Annotated in this window: 17 protein-coding genes, 1 tRNA gene and 1 other RNA gene; 10 read left to right on the top strand and 9 right to left on the bottom strand. The window is 41.7% G+C overall.

All coding sequences use genetic code 11. The annotated features are described in order from the left end of the window. A complete protein-coding gene (locus GS399_RS13930; RefSeq protein ID WP_160845254.1) occupies positions 1–1,068 on the bottom strand; it encodes an NADH:flavin oxidoreductase/NADH oxidase in 1,068 nt (355 codons plus the stop codon). A 148-nt stretch (positions 1,069–1,216) separates the two neighbouring features. Here GS399_RS13930 and GS399_RS13925 point away from each other — a divergent pair, with 148 nt between their 5' ends. The 4 genes from GS399_RS13925 to GS399_RS13910 all read left to right on the top strand — a co-directional run bounded on the left by GS399_RS13925 (position 1,217) and on the right by GS399_RS13910 (position 5,453). Continuing rightward, positions 1,217–3,301 carry an HD family phosphohydrolase gene (locus tag GS399_RS13925; RefSeq protein ID WP_439649250.1) on the top strand — a complete coding sequence of 695 codons (2,085 nt, stop codon included), beginning with the start codon at positions 1,217–1,219 and terminating at the stop codon, positions 3,299–3,301. Between the two features lie 121 nt (positions 3,302–3,422). Further along, positions 3,423–3,509, top strand: a tRNA-Ser gene (locus tag GS399_RS13920). A gap of 118 nt (positions 3,510–3,627) precedes the next feature. Then, complete coding sequence (locus GS399_RS13915; RefSeq protein ID WP_160845253.1) at positions 3,628–3,885, top strand: hypothetical protein; 258 nt, start codon at positions 3,628–3,630, stop codon at positions 3,883–3,885. A gap of 101 nt (positions 3,886–3,986) precedes the next feature. After that, entirely contained in the window at positions 3,987–5,453 is a 1,467-nt protein-coding gene (locus GS399_RS13910) for a glycoside hydrolase family 140 protein (RefSeq protein WP_202409465.1), read from the top strand. Positions 5,454–5,567: 114 nt separating this feature from the next. On the opposite strand, the gene ssrA is transcribed toward GS399_RS13910, so the two are convergent. The 3 genes from ssrA to GS399_RS13895 form a co-directional block, all read right to left on the bottom strand. Next, positions 5,568–5,935, bottom strand: a transfer-messenger RNA (tmRNA) gene (gene ssrA, locus GS399_RS13905). Between the two features lie 64 nt (positions 5,936–5,999). After that, positions 6,000–7,226 (bottom strand): pyridoxal phosphate-dependent aminotransferase, encoded by a 1,227-nt coding sequence (locus tag GS399_RS13900; protein WP_160845252.1) that lies wholly within the window; start codon positions 7,224–7,226, stop codon positions 6,000–6,002. A gap of 67 nt (positions 7,227–7,293) precedes the next feature. Then, a complete protein-coding gene (locus GS399_RS13895; protein ID WP_160845251.1) occupies positions 7,294–7,686 on the bottom strand; it encodes a DUF1573 domain-containing protein in 393 nt (130 codons plus the stop codon). Between the two features lie 126 nt (positions 7,687–7,812). Here GS399_RS13895 and GS399_RS13890 point away from each other — a divergent pair, with 126 nt between their 5' ends. The 3 genes from GS399_RS13890 (at position 7,813) to rbp (ending at position 11,082) form a co-directional block, all read left to right on the top strand. Continuing rightward, positions 7,813–10,233 carry an alpha-ketoacid dehydrogenase subunit alpha/beta gene (locus tag GS399_RS13890; protein ID WP_160845250.1) on the top strand — a complete coding sequence of 807 codons (2,421 nt, stop codon included), beginning with the start codon at positions 7,813–7,815 and terminating at the stop codon, positions 10,231–10,233. Positions 10,234–10,281: 48 nt separating this feature from the next. Then, on the top strand, positions 10,282–10,674 hold the full coding sequence (locus GS399_RS13885) for a DUF1398 domain-containing protein (protein ID WP_160845249.1): 393 nt from the start codon (positions 10,282–10,284) through the stop codon (positions 10,672–10,674). Positions 10,675–10,770: 96 nt separating this feature from the next. Then, positions 10,771–11,082: an RNA-binding regulator gene (gene rbp / locus GS399_RS13880; RefSeq protein ID WP_160845248.1), complete on the top strand. Its 312-nt coding sequence runs from the start codon at positions 10,771–10,773 to the stop codon at positions 11,080–11,082. Positions 11,083–11,357: 275 nt separating this feature from the next. Here rbp and GS399_RS13875 read toward each other — a convergent pair whose 3' ends face one another. After that, positions 11,358–12,980: a DUF6600 domain-containing protein gene (locus GS399_RS13875; protein ID WP_160845247.1), complete on the bottom strand. Its 1,623-nt coding sequence runs from the start codon at positions 12,978–12,980 to the stop codon at positions 11,358–11,360. A 136-nt stretch (positions 12,981–13,116) separates the two neighbouring features. On the opposite strand from GS399_RS13875, the gene GS399_RS13870 reads away from it, so the two are divergent. Beyond that, positions 13,117–13,725: a 2,3-bisphosphoglycerate-dependent phosphoglycerate mutase gene (locus GS399_RS13870; RefSeq protein ID WP_160845246.1), complete on the top strand. Its 609-nt coding sequence runs from the start codon at positions 13,117–13,119 to the stop codon at positions 13,723–13,725. Then, the gene (locus tag GS399_RS13865; RefSeq protein WP_160845245.1) at positions 13,725–13,940 is read left to right on the top strand and encodes a DUF3820 family protein; all 216 of its coding nucleotides are present in this window, start codon (positions 13,725–13,727) and stop codon (positions 13,938–13,940) included. The genes GS399_RS13870 and GS399_RS13865 overlap by 1 nt, the downstream gene beginning before the upstream one ends. Before the next feature lie 54 nt (positions 13,941–13,994). Here the strand turns inward: GS399_RS13865 and GS399_RS13860 are convergent, their stop codons facing one another. From GS399_RS13860 to GS399_RS13845, 4 genes are all read right to left on the bottom strand, one after another. Further along, positions 13,995–15,065, bottom strand: a complete 1,071-nt coding sequence (locus GS399_RS13860) for an NHL repeat-containing protein (RefSeq protein WP_160845244.1) — start codon at positions 15,063–15,065, stop codon at positions 13,995–13,997. Positions 15,066–15,271: 206 nt separating this feature from the next. Beyond that, a complete protein-coding gene (locus GS399_RS13855; RefSeq protein WP_160845243.1) occupies positions 15,272–15,604 on the bottom strand; it encodes a YtxH domain-containing protein in 333 nt (110 codons plus the stop codon). Positions 15,605–15,893: 289 nt separating this feature from the next. Beyond that, on the bottom strand, positions 15,894–16,136 hold the full coding sequence (locus tag GS399_RS13850; RefSeq protein ID WP_160845242.1) for a hypothetical protein: 243 nt from the start codon (positions 16,134–16,136) through the stop codon (positions 15,894–15,896). A 22-nt stretch (positions 16,137–16,158) separates the two neighbouring features. Then, positions 16,159–16,854 carry a DUF3291 domain-containing protein gene (locus GS399_RS13845; RefSeq protein WP_369410126.1) on the bottom strand — a complete coding sequence of 232 codons (696 nt, stop codon included), beginning with the start codon at positions 16,852–16,854 and terminating at the stop codon, positions 16,159–16,161. A 55-nt stretch (positions 16,855–16,909) separates the two neighbouring features. Between GS399_RS13845 and GS399_RS13840 the strand changes: the two genes are divergently transcribed. Next, positions 16,910–17,536: a class I SAM-dependent methyltransferase gene (locus GS399_RS13840; protein ID WP_160845241.1), complete on the top strand. Its 627-nt coding sequence runs from the start codon at positions 16,910–16,912 to the stop codon at positions 17,534–17,536. Positions 17,537–17,937: the final 401 nt, after the last annotated feature.

Below are 17,937 nucleotides of genomic sequence, written 5' to 3'. Positions count from 1 at the left end.
CTATTTTAATTTTGCCCGCTCATATTGTACAGGCCAAATAATATCGTTGTTTAATTTCTTCGCTGCATGTATTGGAAAATAAGCGTCCCGAAGTGACTCCCTGGCGAAAAGAACAATGTCGGCTTGTTCCGAAGAGATAATTTTCTCGGCCTGTTCCGCGTTGGTAATTAATCCAACGGCCGCCGTCCTGATGCCGGATTCCTTTTTTATTTTCTCGGCGAATGGCACCTGGTAACCTGGTTTCAAATCGATCTTTTGCCAATGTACGGCTCCGCCCGATGAACAGTCGATAAGATCAACGCCCTTTTCTTTTAGTATCGACGCCAGTTTTATGGATTGTTCTAAGTCCCATCCGCCTTCTGCCCAGTCGGTGGCCGATATCCGAACGAATAAAGGATAATTGTCCGGCCAGGCTTCTTTAACAGAATCGACAATTTCGAGTATAAGCCGTATGCGGTTTTCGAAACTTTCTCCATACTGATCTTTTCGTTGATTTACCAATGGCGACAAAAATTGATGAACGAGATATCCGTGTGCGGCGTGTATTTCAATAAGTTGATATCCAGCTGTTAATGCACGCCCAGCCGCTGCCTTAAAATCATCCAATATTTTTCTTATTCCCTGCAAATCGAGTTCTTCAGACGGTTCCGTACCTTCGTGAAATGGCGTTTCAGTAGAGGAAACAGTCTTCCAACCGCCGTTTGATGTACTTATTTGCTTTCCACCGTTCCAGGGAGTTTGATGACTTGCCTTTCTCCCAGCGTGAGCCAGTTGTATACCGATAACGGAATAATGGCTTTTTACGAATGAAGTTATTTCACTCAATTTCTCAATATGCTCATCTTTCCAGAGTCCCATGTCAGAAGCTGTAATTCTGCCTTCCGGGGAAACCGCGGTAGCTTCCTGGATGATTAACCCGGCGCCGCCAATAGCTCTGCTTCCCAGGTGTACCACATGGAAATTATTTGCAAACCCGTCTTTCGACGAATACATGCACATGGGAGATATGCCGATCCTGTTTTTTAAGATTAAATCTTTAAATTTAATTGTTTCAAAAAGCTTACTCATATCCACGCGATTGATGCAGAACAAACCTACCAATAAGAATAATCCATACAAAAGAGATTGATTTTTTTACAATCCTGAAACAAGTGTTGTTTGTAGCGAGGCGTTTGGTAAAAAGTTTCTAATTTTGATTTATCTTATTTCCCGTTAAGTGGCAAAAAATAACCCGAAATCACACCTGGTATTATATCATAAATATTCAGCCAATATTAAATATGTAATGATGACTGCTTGTGTGGTTGTTATTACTCTTTTTCTTCCGAAACAGGCGAGATTTAAATACGAGTTTGACAAGGGGAAAATCTGGCTTCAGAAGGACTTGATATCGCCCTATAGCTTCCCAATCAATAAAACTAATGCTCAGATTGAGAAAGATCAGGCAGAGATTTTAAAGTCTGTACTTCCTGTTTATCAAAACAACGTACAGATTGCGCAAAGCCAGCTGTCGGGATTTCAATCGGATTTTGAGGTTAAGTGGAAAACAAGCGGAGAAAACGACAATGCGAAAGCGAGATACCTTGACGCGGCACAGAAAGTGCTTTCAGAGATCTACAACCGCGGAATTTCGACGCTAAGCAAAAAATATCAGCAAAATAATCCTAACTACAATTTTACCTTATTAACGAACAATGTAGGCCACCAATTAAATACAGCCCAGGTTTTCACTATCGACCAGGCATCAAATTATCTTGATAACAGTATAAATTCGATGGCCGATATAAAAAATAAAGCTTGGCTCATTGATGTGGCAGACGATCATTTGCAGTCAAATTATATTTACGACGAGCGGCTTACCGATAAACTGGAAACCGAAGCCTTAAATAATATCAGTACCACGCGCGGAATGGTGCAGAAAGGAGAACTGATTGTAGCGAATGGAGCTATTATTACTCCTGAAATTTTTCAAAAACTAAGTTCGCTGAGAGACACATACGAAAAGGACTCAAATATTACCGGCGACAGGAGAATAGTTTTTCTGGGGCAGTTTCTTTTGGTGGGATTAATTATTACACTGTTAATGGTGTTTCTTTACTTATTCAGGAAAGATATTTTTGCGGATAACCGGCTCATTTCATTGATATTGCTGGTTATCACCGGGATGCTTGTGTCATTATCCTGGGCTATAAAACTTAAGATTCCAAGTCTTTATTACATTCCGTATTGTATTGTTCCGATTATCATCCGGATTTTATTTGACACAAGGCTCGCCATGTACATCCACATTTTGGTCGTCCTGGTTGCCGGATTTTTTGTTCCCAATAGTTTCGAATTCGGTGTGCTGCAGATCACTTCCGGAATGGTAGCTATTTTCAGTATTAAAAACCTGGTAAAGCGAGAACAGTTCCTGATTTCCGCCTTACTTATTTTACTGAACTATTTTGTTGCCTATGTCGGGATCTCTTTTATCCGAAATGGCTCGTTAAGTGATATCGACTGGTATAATTTTATTCCGTTTACATTTAGCGTACTATTGTCTTTGTTGGCCTATCCGCTTATATATGGTTTCGAACGTGTGTTCGGGATTGTCTCCGACGTTACCCTGATGGAAATTACCAACACGAATTCCAAGCTTCTCAGGGAACTTTCTTACAAGGCGCCTGGAACATTCCAGCATTCATTGCAAGTAGCAAATCTGGCGGAGGCTGCGATATTTAAAATAGGAGGGAATGCCTTGCTGGTTCGCGCGGGAGCGCTTTACCATGACATCGGGAAATTAGAAAATCCGCAATATTTTATAGAAAATCAAAATACCGGTCTCAACCCGCACGATAAGCTGCCTTATGAACAGAGTGCTCAGATTATTATTCACCACGTTCATAAAGGAATAGAAATGGCCAGACGGAATAATTTGCCCGAAATGGTCGTTGATTTTATCCGGACCCATCACGGGAATACACGCGTTGACTATTTCTACCAGTCGTACCTTAAAAACTTCCCTGAAAAACTTGTCGATGAAAAAATTTTCCGCTATCCCGGTCCCATCCCTTTCTCCAAAGAAACCGCAGTTTTAATGTTAGCCGATTCGGTTGAAGCTGCATCCAGAAGTTTAAAGGAGCCGGATGCAAAAAGCATCAGTGACCTTGTTGACCGTATAATCGATTACAAACTTGAACAAGATCAGTTAAGCGATAGTAGTATCACTTTGAAAGATATCGAAACCATTAAATTGATATTTAAAACAATGCTAATCGGAATTTATCACGTGAGAATAGATTATAAACTCGAGAATGTATAATCTAACTTTCTTTTACTAAGCGACTTACTTTGTTTCTTCGGTTAAATCGAGCTTTTTCGCTGAATTTTTTTTGCAAAGATTAGTGTTTTACTATATTTGCAGCCCGGGAATATAAACCCCTGGTGAGGTGCCTGAGAGGCCGAAAGGATCAGTTTGCTAAACTGACGTACGGGAAACTGTACCGAGGGTTCGAATCCCTCCCTCACCGCTGATATCAATATCAAAAACTAGCAGAAGCCTGTAAATCATATGATTACAGGCTTTTTTGTTTTTAGAAAATGATTTATGAAGCCGACGGAGTCCGCTTAAAACTGTAATATTGCTGGATGAATGAGGAGTTTTTGCTGCCGGTTTCTTTTGGCGGCAGGGAATATGAATTTAAGGCGCGTCTTCTTTCTTATGGATATGTTTACAGGTTTGAGGTGTTTGTAGAAGGTTTGAAGGTATTTTTTGAACCGGATGAAGAACGCACTTACCGCGCACTGGTTAGCCCGGAAGATCTGCATACTAACCGTGATAGGGTAAGTGTTGAATTATTGCAGGCAGTTGCGGCTTGTCTGGAAGGCTTGCAAGGGGGGAAGTAAAATATGCCGGCTATCAATTAACCGCTGATATGTATTGGCCGTATCTCTGATTAATAGAAAACAAGTCCAAATCATTCGATTTGTTTAACTTCAAGTGGCGGATGATGCTGAAGTTAAACCTCCGTGAGCCAGTTCTTATGATATCGCTTTGTAAATTTTTTAGTCTGTGGCGCTGCCTGTTGTTTTTGTCTTTCCTGCTTTATTTTTCTTTTATAGTAGACGCTCAGCCGATAAACAACAAGTTGGGCCGCATCATCGTTTCACCCAATGGACATTACCTGCAATACGAAGATGGCACACCATTCTTCTGGCTGGGCGATACCGCCTGGGAATTATTTCATCGGCTTAAGCTGGAGGATATCAGTAGGTACCTGGACAACAGGGAAGCGAAAGGTTTCAATGTTATACAGGCGGTTGCCCTTGCAGAAATGGATGGCTTGACCAGACCGAATCAATACGGCGACCTGCCTTTACTCAACCAGAACCCCGCAACGCCGAATGAGAAATATTTCAGGCTAGTTGACACAGTTGTCAGAATGGCGCAAACGCGTGGACTCTACATCGGTTTGCTGCCGACCTGGGGCGACAAGGTGACAAAAGCCTGGGGTGCTGGCCCGGTAGTTTTTAATGAGGACAATGCTTATAAATATGGCCTTTGGATCGCCGGCCGCTATAAAAACGCGAACAACATTTTATGGATATTAGGCGGAGATCGGCCTGCGGTAAACGATTCCAGCGACTGGCGGCCGGTATGGCGGGCGATGGCAAAAGGCATTCTTGATGCTACTGGCAACTGCGCTTTTATTACCTATCATCCCTCGGGTGGATCATTTTCAACATCCCAATACATTCATAACGAGTCCTGGTTAACGATGAACATGATTCAATCCGGGCACGGCGGCGGACATGACGCAGCAACCTGGGATTTGATCTCCCGCGATTTCAAACTGCAGCCAGTCAAGCCAGTTTTAGATGCTGAAATCAATTATGAAGACCACCCGGTAAATCCCTGGCCGAAATGGGATCCGGCAACTGGTTATTACCGGTCGTATGATGTACGAAAGCAAATGTACCGTTCGGTTTTCGCGGGTGCCTGCGGAGTGACTTATGGGCACCACGCCGTGTGGCAGTTTTATAACCCTCAGGAAGAGAAAATAAATTATCCGGACCGTTACTGGACCGAAGCGCTCGACCGTCCAGGTGCTTACCAGGCAGGGTATTTCCGAAAATTAATGAGTTCGAGGCCGTTATTGGGCCGTATTCCGGATGATCGATTGATAATTAACGGACAAGGCGAAAAAGGTGAACATAGCTCTGCTTTCCGTGACAACAGCGGGCGATACCTGATGGTTTACCTGCCGGTGGGGAAAACAATCACTGTCATTACAAATTGTATAAATAGCAAGCAGATTTCTGTGTCATGGTTTAATCCGCGAAACGGAAAAATATCTAAGTCTGGAAAAATTAAACGTTGGAATCAGATGCAATTCACTTCACCGACACAGGGAGTAGGAAACGACTGGGTATTGTTAATTGATGATATAGCTGCAAAGTTCGAAAGCAATTAATCAGGTAAATCTATAGTGTTATCTGTATTTCATTACTGGCGTCAATATCTTCATAGAAATTGCTAAGGCTAAAAAACCCTTATAAATGATTCATTTATAAGGGTTTAGTTTTCGAAGTGGACCCGGAGAGATTCGAACTCTCGTCCAAACATGGAACAAATTATGCTTTCTACATGCTTATCTGCTGTTTAATTGTCGGGAAGAGGAAGGTCAGCCGATTACCTGTACCTGTTTCCTTAGATGTTTTGTCTTGCCGGGTTATTACATCATTAAACCCTGGCCAGTTCTGTTGTTCGATGCCCCTGATGCTAAGCTACAGAACGGAACTTAGCGGGACAAAAGCTATGCTAATTCTAAATTAGGCAGCTAAGGCGTAGTTATTTTCGCCATTTGAAAGTTGAGAGTTCAGATTAAAGCGCTAGTCTCACAACGCGCTGCATGCTTACATAGTTGCCGCCATCCTGTCAATTCCGGTCGGGCCCTTATATAAAGGTAAAAGCTAAAAGACCAAGCTTAAAGCTTTCAAAAGTACAATTTTTAGTTCAGTTAAAGGCTTTCGGCTTTCAGCTTTTTGCTTTCTGTTCTTCCAGGATATTCCAACAATGCTTTTTCAAGGCAAACCATCGCCTCTTTCAAATCCTGTTTGTTCAAAACGTATGCCAAACGTACCTCGTCCTTTCCTGCGCCAGGCGTGCTGTAAAATCCTGTTGCTGGCGCCATCATAACAGTTTGGTTATTGTACGAAAACTTCTCGAGCATCCACTGGCAGAATTTGTCGGCATCGTCAATTGGAAATCTCGCTACGACGTAAAATGCGCCGCCCGGATTCGGACAGAAAACACCATCTATTTTATTCAGGGAGTTTACCAAAATATTCCTGCGCTCTGTATATTCCTGGTTAACCTCTTCGAAATAGGATGATGGCGTGTCTACAGCTGCAGTTCCGGCAATCTGCGCGACCATTCCCGGGCTAAGTCGGGCCTGAGCAAATTTTAAAGCGGAATTGATCACTTCTTTGTTTTTCGTGATCATACAACCCAGACGTGCTCCGCAGGCACTATAGCGCTTTGATACGGTATCCAAAACGATAACGTGTTCATCAAGGCCTTCAAGGTGCATTGGCGAACGAAATTCGCGGTTATCATAACAGAACTCCCGGTACGCTTCATCGCTAAACAAAAACAAGTCGTGTTTAATGCAAAGGTCTTTAAGTTCAGACAATTCATCGTTTGAATACAAGTATCCGGTTGGATTATTTGGATTGCAAATCATGATAGCTTTCGTCTTCTCTGTAATCAGCTTTTCAAATTCACTAATTGGCGGAAGCGCGAAGCCATTTTCAATATGCGACAGAATTGGCTTTACAATTACATCGCCCATACAGGCAAAGCCATTGTAATTAGCGTAGAAAGGTTCGGGAATTATCACTTCGTCGCCAGAATCAAGGCAGGTTTGTAAAGCGACAGTAATTGCTTCCGAACCGCCGTTCGTTACAATGATATTTTCTGGGCTGATATTATAGCCGAGCTTGTTATAATATTCAGTCAGCTTTTTACGATAGCTAAGCGTACCTTCAGATGGAGTGTAAGCCCACACTTTGAAATCAATCGATTTAATTGCGTTAAGCATAATTTCCGGAGTTTCAATATCCGGCTGGCCGATATTCAGATGATATACTTTCTTCCCCTCTAATTTAGCCTGGTCTGCATAAGGAGTTAGTTTCCTTATAGGAGATGCCGGCATATGCTCTCCCTTTGATGAAATTTTTGGCATAAGGCACAAAAATAAGAAAACCTCCCTGTATGCACAGAGAGGTTTTCGCAATAAAGTATAATTTTTGTTACTTGGAGTTGCTTGCTACAACTTCACCCTTAATGTAAAGAACTTTTACCGGGGTTTTAGCATTCGATTTAACGGTTACTGCTTTAGTAAACGGAGAAGCTACTGCTGCATTAAAAGTTAACGAAATAACACCGCTGCCCCCTTTTTTAACAGGCGTATTAGTAAATTTCGCTACTGTGCAACCGCAGGTAGGCTCAACAGAACTGATTATTAAGGGCTCTTCGCCGATGTTAGTAAACTTAAAATCAACACTTACTGGTTTTCCCTGAGGGATCTTACCAAAGTCGTGGGTTTCAGATTCAAATTTAAATTCAGCCTGATTGTTAGTTTGGAATGCCGTAAACGCGGTAAAGCCAACTAACACGGCACATAAAATCATGAATTTTTTCATTGTGTTTAAGAGTTTAATACAAATGTAATAAATATAATCAAAAAATATTCCAATCTATACGGTAAGAACTCTTGAAAGGATACGTTGTTATTTTAATGTTTTTTGAACACCTTTGCTCTTACGTGTATGCAGACAAACCAATTAACAACAACCAATCCATTTGATTTTTCTGAGCTAAGTTTTGATGATTTTAAGAAGATAGTCATCAAAGATTACCAGATTGCCTACGAAAGCAGGCAGGCAAGTATCATCGGGAGAAGAGAAGTGCTCACTGGTAAGGCTAAATTCGGTATTTTCGGCGACGGAAAAGAAGTTGCTCAACTTGCTATGGCAAAGGCGTTTAAAGATGGCGACTGGCGTTCGGGTTACTATCGGGATCAGACGTTTATCATGGCTTCGGGCATGTCTGATCTGACAAAGTTTTTTGCACAATTATACGCACACCCCGACGTCGATTTCGATCCGGCTTCGGGCGGCAGGCAGATGAATTGCCACTACGCTACACGTACTTTAAACGAAGACGGAAGCTGGCGGGATCAGACCATAACAAAAAATACGGCATCAGATATATCAACTACAGGCGGGCAGATGGCTCGTCTCGTTGGCCTTGCACAGGCCTCAAAATTATACAGGCAAAACCCTGACTTGTCCTATTTAACTCATTTTTCAATCGGTGGAAACGAAGTAGCCTTTGGTACCATCGGTAACGGATCAACTTCCGAAGGTGTCTTTTTTGAGACAATGAACGCCGCCGGTGTTATGCAAATTCCGATGGCGGTTTCAGTTTGGGATGACGGTTACGGAATTTCGGTACCAGCGGAGATACAGACAACAAAAGGCGATATATCAGAAATATTAAAAGGCTTCCAGCGCGACGAGAACGGTGAAGGCTTCGAAATATTTAAGGTACGCGGATGGGACTATCCCGGACTATGCGAAACTTATGAGAAAGCGATCTCGATCTGCCGTGAAAAGCACATTCCGGTACTGATTCACGTCACGGAAATGACGCAACCGCAAGGGCATTCAACATCCGGTTCCCATGAACGTTATAAATCTGCTGAACGGCTTGCCTGGGAGAAAGAATTTGACTGTTTGGTACAGATGCGCAAATGGATGATCCATTCGGCGATAATTACCGAGGAAGAACTGCAGGAGATCGAGAAAGAAGCAAAGACCTATGTTCGCGAGTGTCAAAAAAAAGCATGGGATGAGAATGCGTTGATCATAAAGAAAGAATCAGAAGAAGTGTATGGATTGCTTCATAAAACGAACGATCCGGAAATTCAAAAGATGGCCGAGGCGCTTAAAAGCGTCAGCGATGTAACCCGCCGGGATATATTTACGACGGTTCGTAAGGCTGTCATTACTTTGCGTAATAGCTCCGCTGAAGCTAAGTCTGAACTAGTAGACTGGTATAAAAAGGAGCTGGAAGCTAATTCCGAACGGTACAATAGTAAGCTTTTTACAGAAGGAGCGGATTCGCCACATCAAATCGCGGTTATTGCTGCTGAATACAGTGAAGAGTCTAAGCTTGTTGATGGGAGAGAGGTACTTAACGCTTGTTTTGATGAAAATTTCCAGCGTGATCCACGAATTATTGCTTTTGGTGAAGATGTTGGCGCGATAGGAGATGTGAACCAGGGCTTTGCGGGGCTTCAGAATAAATTTGGTCACTTACGTATTTTTGATACAGGTATTCGCGAAATGACAATTGCTGGCCAGGGTATAGGAATGGCCATGCGGGGATTGCGACCGATCGCCGAAATTCAATACGTGGATTATCTTCTTTACGCATTAAATGTTTTAAGTGATGATCTGGCATCACTAAGTTACAGGACAAAAGCTGGTCAAAAAGCACCAGTCATAATAAGGACGCGCGGCCACAGACTTGAAGGTATATGGCATTCCGGTTCTCCTATGAGTATGATACTTGGGGCGTTAAGAGGAGTTCATATATGTGTCCCAAGAAATATGACACAAGCTGCCGGAATGTATAACACGCTATTGCGCGGCGACGAACCGGCTTTGGTAATCGAGTGTTTGAATGGTTATCGTCTGAAAGAAAAGCTACCAACTAATGTAGGCGAGTTTACAGTCCCTTTGGGCAAAGCCGAAATTATACGGACAGGCACCGATATTACCGTAGTGAGTTACGGGTCCACGTTAAGGATTGTACAGGAAGCCGCTGAGGAACTCGAAAATTTGGGCATTTCTGTCGAGATTGTTGATCCGCAAACCTTAGATCCTTTTGATACTGATCAGCTTTGTGCGCAATCGCTAAAGAAAACGAACAAATTGCTCGTTGTCGACGAGGATGTTCCGGGAGGCGCCTCCGCTTATATTTTGCAACAGATACTGGAAAAACAAAACGGATATTATTATCTCGATTCGCGTCCGGCTACTATTTCCGCAAAAGCGCATCGGCCGCCTTACGGGACAGATGGAGACTATTTTAGCAAACCGTCTTCTGATGATGTAGTGGAAAAAATTTATGAGATGATGCACGATTCGAATCCATCTGCGTTTCCGGATTTATATAAATAAGTTGGATATACTGTTAGCTCATCGGATTGTTTTAATTGAAAACTAAAGATGTTTACGATTGACCAGATTAAAAGCGCGCATTCCAAAGTGAAAAGCGGTGCTGATTTTCCTAAATATATCCAGGAAATTGCTGAGTTGGGGGTTATAGCATTCAATACGTATGTGAATGACGGACATACGGAATATCTAGGGCGTGATAATTTTGCAATAAGTTCAAGATCTGAAGGAGAAATACTGAGTGTTGCGGAATTGGCTGACCCAAACGTGTTCAAACGGAATCTTAAAATCCACCAGTCAGGTGGAACCGACTATCCAACATTTCGGCGGGAAGCCGCAGAAACTGGCGTTGAAAAATGGACGGTTTCGATGGATCAAATGAGTTGTATCTACTACGATAAATTCGGAAATACAATGGTAGAAGAGAAAATACCATCTCCCTAACCGTAATATTTAACAACAAATTAATCTTTATAGGATTTTCATATTACAATAAATTCCCGTGTTAATCCTATATTTGTAGAAATTTAAGAAAAGTTAATGAAAATATTTATTGCAGGTTTACCTTACCATGTTGAGGAAGCCGAGCTGACAGCCGTGTTCAGCGATTTTGGTGAAGTTAAATCTTTAAGAATTATTAAAGATCGTGAAACTGGCCAAAGCAAAGGATTCGGTTTTGTTGAAATGCCTAATGATGATGAGGCAAAAGAAGCTATCCGTAAAATGGATGGTGGAGATTACAATGGAAGAAGGATTCGTGTTGCAGAAGCAGAAGAAAGACCAAATGCAGCTGGCGGAAACAAAAACTTCCGTAGCAACAATAATAGAAGAAGCGAAAGAAATTTCAATTAGTAACAGAGCCTGTCTCCAAACCCGGAAGACGGGCTTTTTTACGACATAAATTTTCTGTACGTCTACCAACTGCAGCAGTTTCGTGATTTTGTAATGCCAATGATGTTTTCGATGCATTGAAGCGTAAGCATTGCCATAAACTTTTTTACGTTGTTTGTGGTGAGTTTTAGTTTCTTAAGCAGAATTATTTTGCGAAATGATTTTAAATAAAAGAGGCTGCTCAGTTATGAACAACCTCTTTTATTAAAAGCGTTAGTCTCTAATCTAACTGTTAGTTACATAAAGTTACTTCTCGAAGGCCTGTTTCCACGATCAGATTGCTGACGCTCCTGTCTTGGCTGTGATTGTTGCCTGGTTTCACGATCAGCCCATTGCCTTTGCTGGTCTGACTGTTGGCGTTGCGGCTGTTCCCGCTGAGTTCGTTGTTGTTGATCAGCTTGCTGACGTCGCTGTTCCTGCTGAGCTTGTTGCTGCCGATCAGCCTGTTGTCTTTGCTGATCCCATTGCTGACGTTGCTGTTGATCGCGTTGAGCTTGTCGCTGTTGATCAGCCTGTTGTTTTTGCTGATCCCATTGTTGACGTTGTTGTTGATCACGTTGAACTTGTTGCTGCTGTTCTCGCTGAGCTCTTTGCTGTTGATCAGCTTGCTGACGTTGCTGTTCCTGCTGAGCTTGTTGTCTTTGTTGATCCCATTGACGTTGTTGATCGCGTTGAGCTCTTTGCTGCTGCTGATCTGCGTTTGGATTAATCTGGTCGCGCTGTACCTGGCGCCGTTGTTCATCACTTTGCTGGCGTCGTTGTTCCGCCTGTTGTGTTTGTCTGTCCCATTGATTTCTCTGATCACGCTGATTTCTCTGATCACGCTGATTTTGTTGATTCCACTCATTTTGTCGCTCATTCTGCGACTGTTCTCTTCGGTTTTGATCCTGCTGAGACGCCTGGTTATTTGTCCTGTTTCTATAATCGTGATTATTTTTGTCGTCCCGCTTATCTCCAGGCTGATCAGGGTGCTTCCAGCTTCCTGTATAATCATTGCCGTCATTTCGGTTGCCTTTGTCAGGGCGCTGGTTTGAAGATGGCCTGTTGTATTTATCGTAAGCAACTCTTTTGTCGGGATGGTCGTTTTTATAGCGATCATAATCGGCATATTGTTTTGGACGATCATTGTCTCTCGACTTATCGACGCGTGGCCTGTAAATGTTTACTGTATTATTTGATATACGTTGTCCGGGTCGTCCATAATCGTTAACCCTGTAAACGTTAACCCGCGAGTTTGTATAACGTTCTATTTCGCCCGGGCGCGGCCCGCCATAATAACGATTGTTGTTATAAACGTAAACGTTATTAATGATAGTGGTATTCCGGTAAATTACCTGTGGCCTTCTGTCGTAATAATCCCATGGACGAGGTGAACAGATATATCGTTGTGGCAGGAAAACCCATCTTAACGATGCCAGGCCAAATGATACGTCGATATTCATGCCAGGGCCAAGTGGTGCCCAGCCATAATAGCCGCCGCCTTGCCGCCAGCTAACCCAGCCCGGTCCCCATTCTTCACCGGGAATCCATATCCAACCGTAGAAATCGTCGAACGTCCATCTTCCGTAATGAAAGGGAGCCCAGCCCCAGTCATAATCAGATACCCAGGTATTGCCATATTCACTGGATATCCAATGGCCACGGGTTCCATATGGTACGAAATCCTGATCTACATCGGGTGCCCAGACATAACCATATTGTGGGTTATTGATCCATCTACCATAAGGCTGCAGGTTGTCGTAAAAGACCTGGAAAGAAACACCAATGCCTGGCCTTGCCAGGACTTTGTCGGGAGATACCACTTTGAAGGCGAGCACCACAAGCAGGCAAGTTCCCAATTTTTTAAACCATTTGTTCATATTCAAGTTATCAGTCGCAAGGAGGTTATCCTTTTTGTAAGGTATGACGATGATAACTAAGCAAACGTTTATTTGGTCTATTAATTTTACGAGATTAGTTACATTAAGCTGACGTCAATATCAAATCTTTAAAAAAATGAGCAAGTTAGTAATCGTTCGTCACGGACAATCTGTTTGGAATCTTGAAAACCGTTTTACGGGAAGTACCGATATTGACCTTACCGCACAGGGCCGCCATGAGGCTGAAATAACAGGTGAACGTCTTAAAAATATCCATTTTAGTGCTTGCTTTGTTTCGGCGCTTAAGCGTGCCAAGGAAACGCTGGATATTATACTAAGTGTGATCGGGAAGGAACACCTTCCGGTATATGAGAGTGCTGCCTTAAATGAACGGATATACGGCGATCTCCAGGGGCTAAATAAAGCGGATACAGCCGAAAAATACGGCGCACAGCAAGTTGCTTTATGGCGAAGAAGTTTTGATATTGCACCGCCAAATGGCGAAAGCCTTAAGGATACGCAGGTAAGGGTATTGAAATATTACCATGAAGAAATTGAACCACATTTGAGGCATGGCGAAAATATTTTAGTGGTTGCCCACGGGAACAGCCTCAGAGCGTTAATGATGTATCTTGAGGACATCAGCAAAGATGCGATTGCCGAAGTCGACATCCTTACCTGTGTTCCGCGGCTTTATGAGCTCGATGAGCACATGAAAATTTTAAAAGCAGAGAACTTAACCTAATGGATTCACAAATTCTGATTGATCTTGTCCGTAATAAAATGCCTTATGGAAAATACAAAGGAGTTTTAATAGCCGATATTCCTGAGCATTATCTTGTTTGGCTCAAACAAAATGGTTTTCCGGCAGGCAAGCTCGGAATGTTGCTTTCAACGATGTACGAAATCAGGCTGAATGGCTTAACTTATTTATTGAAACCCCTAAGAGATAAACCGTAACATCGTAATCCGGTTCTGGCATTTCTTTGCATCTGGCAAAAAGGATTTGTTGAGTTATTTAAGCAGGAGTTTCCTAACCATGTTGTCATCGGTAAAGTAAAGTGTGTTTTCATCCTTTGAAAGACCCAGTTGATTTGCATAAACGTCCGCTTTTGAACCTACGCCGTCAGCTCGATTGAGTGCAGGTTGCGGTCCGACGAGGGTTTGAAGCGTATTCTTGACGATCCGCTTAATTTTTCCATCGTCTGCGATGTAAATTGCTAGGCTGTCTCTATTTGCAACGATACTTGTAATGCCATGAAAAGCAAGGTTTCGATAGATGCGGGTAAATACGCCCGAAGATGTGTATTTGTAGATATAGTTACCGTTGATCACCATGTATTTTACGCCGTTATATCCGCAAAAAAAACTGCTGATTGAAGGGTTGTTTTTACCTTCAGCGGTCAGCGAGTCGACAGGCGGGAAGAAAGGAGATGTTCCGATATTTCCGTTGTTTACATAAAATTTTTCCAGCACACCACGGTTTTTAGATGCATCGTTATATGATCCACTGATCCATAACAAATTATTGTATGGATCTTTTTGTAAATCCGCATAGTGGTAGGGACTAAAACCGGCTGGCATGTTCTCAGGCTTCAATCCGGGAGTTAAAACCTCTCCGCTTGGTTTGATAATCCATATTTTATGTTTCGGAACCGAATAGGCATCAAAGGCTAGTATGTTTATCGTACCGTCCTTCTTTATGCGCACTCTGCCAGGAGAACTAAGTGACTCACCATCTGAGCTCTTGGGAATTGCCACGGTCGATACAATATCAGAATTTGATATTTTGCGTATTTTATCATTAAACTCGTCCGCGACATATATTGTGCCGTCGTCCATCACATCAATTCCGTTCGGGTAGGAGAATCTCGCCTGTTTGCCAGGGCCGTCGGTGCTGCCGTTTTCCCACGCCTTCCCAGCTATAGTTATTACTGTTAACGGCTCATGAACGCCTGTCGTAGAGGTGGTGGCCACTGCTGATGAAGAGGGGAGTTTAGTTAAGGTTAGATCGTCACTGTTTTTACATGCAAATAACAAGCCTGTGCAGCATAAAACATACACCATACATTTAGTCGCTTTCATAAGAGTAAGTTTTAATTAAATAAAATTACCTACATATCAAAGGTGTGTCCTATAGAAGCGCTTACAATGTGCAATAATTGTGAAATTTGAGAAAGCTACTAGGTATGAGAAGCGAGGTTCTGCGCTTTCATTTACAGGCATTAATTATTTGTTTTACGAAAAAAGGCATCCTTTTGAGATGCCTTTATTTTAACAGTTAAATAATCTTATACCGAGGCTTGCGCCTTATTTGCAGTAGTCTTTACGTTGTCTTTAACGGATGAAGCTACATCGCTGGCTTGACTTTTTAAATCTCCTGCCTGGCTTTTTAAATCGCTTGCAAGATCACTTGCCTGACCTTTAACTTTATCATAAGTATCTTTAGCTTTCGCCTTCAGATTTTCCTTCAAATCTCCAAAGGAGTCATTCAGGTCTCTAAACGAGTCGCTTAATTTTTCTCTTGTATCCCGGCCGCTTTCTGTAGCAAATAAATACCAGGCTACCGCACCGGCCGCAAGCCCAGCCAACACTACCGATGCAATTTTTGATTTATCATTCATAGTAAGATTCTTTAGTTAGTATAACACAAAAACTTAGCCAAAGATTTAAATATTGCCAAATAGGCAATTTTGACCGATTTACCGCTTTAAAAGTGTAAAAAAAATAAGCAAATTTAATTCTGTTTAAATAAATATTTGATTGATAATGAGATTTTTATGCAGATTATATTTAAATTTTGTTTATTTTAAATTTTTTGTAATCTCAGAAATACCTATCACCGCCAAATTTAATTTGGAATAAATAATTAATTACCTGTATTTGAATGATTTAAGAAAATTAAGTTAAGTACTAATGGCGATTATACGTTGCATTAAAATCAGTACGCATGCTGTCAAAACGGGCAAGTACTGTTTGAATAAACTCTTCGTCAAGAAGCTCAAAAACGCTATTTATTCCGTCGAGTAAATTCATCTCAGCAAGTTTATAAGTTTGCTCGTAGGTCCCCTTTTCGAACTTTACAAGATATTTCATATTCATTGAGAAGATGGTTATCTTACAATCAGGACGAGGGAGTTCTGCTACAATTCTCATAATAGTTTGTTTAGCTATCGATTTAAAGATCTAGATCTATTTTTTTGCCGTTTAAAGTTCCTTCGATAGAAATGATTTTAAAACGTGCGAAGAGTTCTTCGGAATACCAATTTTCAAGCCTGGTTTTTTTAATAACTTCACTATGTTCAACTGAACGATACGCGAAGGCTTTTAGATCATCCATGCTTGCCCAGATAGAGAAGGTCGCTTGTTTGTATACCGGCGCTTCGCCAATACCTATTGAAGCGATAAAACCCTGAGCGTTGTTCATTACGGCTGCAACCGGACTTACGTTTTGCCAGAAGTTTTTTAAACGGTTTAGCCGAATAGTCGCTCTTGTTAAAACTGCAACCGGCCCATTATGCTGAGTCATTTCCTGTGCTGCCTGGAACGGTTCTTCGCCCGACCATTTGCCGTGACTTGAAATAACTGAACAAATGATATTTAGCTTTTCGCAGGTAAAATGCCTCCACCATTTGCTGATAACTGATTTTTGCTGAAATTCCTGCAAGGCTTCGGTTGATTCCCATACAGATAACAATCCCCATTGTTGCCAATCAGGCCGTAAATCAAAAGTTCCGTTTTTACCGCTTCCCAATAATTTCCAAAAACTGCATTTTTTGTTTAAAGCTAAAGGCAAGCGATGGATGGCCATCGAGATGAGAGCGAGTGGAATAAATTGTTTTTTATATCGGACAATTACCAGGGAGGTGATCACCCGTCAAAAATAAAACATCTGACGTGAAATCACTTGCTGTTGAATAATTTTGAGGATGCAAAACAATTATGATCCGGTTGCCTCTTTTTATGATCCGTTATCAAGACTGGTCTTTGGCCGTAAACTGATACAGGCACAGGTGGCTTTTTTAAAATGTATTTCTCCGGGCTCTGCTGTGCTGATTGCCGGGGGTGGCACCGGATGGATTCTCGAAGAAATCACGAGAATCCACCAGTCCGGTTTAACAATTGTTTACGTAGAGCTTTCAGCGAACATGTTAAAGAAGTCGGCTGAAAGAAACACAGGCGGAAATTCTGTAAGATTTGTGGAATCTTCTATTCAGGATTTTAATTCGGCCACAAAATTTGATGTTATCATAACCAGCTTTTTATTTGACAATTTTTCAGCGGAAACGGGAGCTTTTGTATTCGCTCATTTAAATAAAATGCTTAAAAACAACGGCCAGTGGCTATATGCCGATTTCAACACGGAAAAGAATAGCATCATTTGGAAGACACTCCTTTTAAAATCAATGTATTTTTTCTTTAGGCTGTTCTTTGAAATTGAGGGCGTTAATCCCCTCGATGCTCAGGCCTTATTTGTTAAATACAATTTTCTGTTACAGGGAAAAAAGAATTTTTATGCCGGATTCATCGAATCATTAGTTTACCAAAAAAGTTGAATGTGTTGAAAATGTAAATGTTGATATCTGCGACATACAACGGCAAATTAATGCGTCAATATATCGAAGGCATTATTTTTATTTCAATACTATATGTTTATAAGTCAGATATTTACGTTTAAAATCTGTTAGTAAATTATAGGCAAATTTATTTTGACGAAAAACAAAAGAGAACTAACTTAGTTTAAACAAGTAAGACGTACTTTGAAAGCCTGAAAATAAATCACCATCTCGTTGAGAGTGGTATTATTTGAGCCGGCTCTACTCCAACAGCGTTCAGAACGAATTTGGAAAGATATAAGCACCGGCAGGGCGCATGTGAATTTACCCGCGTTTTAAGGAACTATACGGTAAAGAAACGTGTGATCGGTTACTCGCCCAGTTTCAAAAGGATTGGGGAA

It is taken from the genome of Hufsiella arboris (genome assembly GCF_009834875.1).
Taxonomy (GTDB): Bacteria; Bacteroidota; Bacteroidia; order Sphingobacteriales; family Sphingobacteriaceae; genus Hufsiella_A; species Hufsiella_A arboris.
Note: the sequence above shows the minus strand (reverse complement) of the source record. Positions and strands in the feature narration are given on the sequence as shown.

Bases quoted from the DNA above. Each gene is read 5' to 3' on its own strand.
- GS399_RS13895 (WP_160845251.1), bottom strand. From the start codon at position 7,686: ATGAAAAAATTCATGATTTTATGTGCCGTGTTAGTTGGCTTTACCGCG.
- GS399_RS13840 (WP_160845241.1), top strand. From the start codon at position 16,910: ATGCAAAACAATTATGATCCGGTTGCCTCTTTTTATGATCCGTTATCA.
- GS399_RS13885 (WP_160845249.1), top strand. From the start codon at position 10,282: ATGTTTACGATTGACCAGATTAAAAGCGCGCATTCCAAAGTGAAAAGC.
- GS399_RS13860 (WP_160845244.1), bottom strand. From the start codon at position 15,065: ATGAAAGCGACTAAATGTATGGTGTATGTTTTATGCTGCACAGGCTTG.
- GS399_RS13865 (WP_160845245.1), top strand. From the start codon at position 13,725: ATGGATTCACAAATTCTGATTGATCTTGTCCGTAATAAAATGCCTTAT.
- rbp (WP_160845248.1), top strand. From the start codon at position 10,771: ATGAAAATATTTATTGCAGGTTTACCTTACCATGTTGAGGAAGCCGAG.
- GS399_RS13855 (WP_160845243.1), bottom strand. From the start codon at position 15,604: ATGAATGATAAATCAAAAATTGCATCGGTAGTGTTGGCTGGGCTTGCG.
- GS399_RS13870 (WP_160845246.1), top strand. From the start codon at position 13,117: ATGAGCAAGTTAGTAATCGTTCGTCACGGACAATCTGTTTGGAATCTT.
- GS399_RS13915 (WP_160845253.1), top strand. From the start codon at position 3,628: ATGAATGAGGAGTTTTTGCTGCCGGTTTCTTTTGGCGGCAGGGAATAT.
- GS399_RS13875 (WP_160845247.1), bottom strand. From the start codon at position 12,980: ATGAACAAATGGTTTAAAAAATTGGGAACTTGCCTGCTTGTGGTGCTC.
- GS399_RS13900 (WP_160845252.1), bottom strand. From the start codon at position 7,226: ATGCCAAAAATTTCATCAAAGGGAGAGCATATGCCGGCATCTCCTATA.
- GS399_RS13910 (WP_202409465.1), top strand. From the start codon at position 3,987: ATGATGCTGAAGTTAAACCTCCGTGAGCCAGTTCTTATGATATCGCTT.
- GS399_RS13850 (WP_160845242.1), bottom strand. From the start codon at position 16,136: ATGAGAATTGTAGCAGAACTCCCTCGTCCTGATTGTAAGATAACCATC.
- GS399_RS13930 (WP_160845254.1), bottom strand. From the start codon at position 1,068: ATGAGTAAGCTTTTTGAAACAATTAAATTTAAAGATTTAATCTTAAAA.
- GS399_RS13890 (WP_160845250.1), top strand. From the start codon at position 7,813: ATGCAGACAAACCAATTAACAACAACCAATCCATTTGATTTTTCTGAG.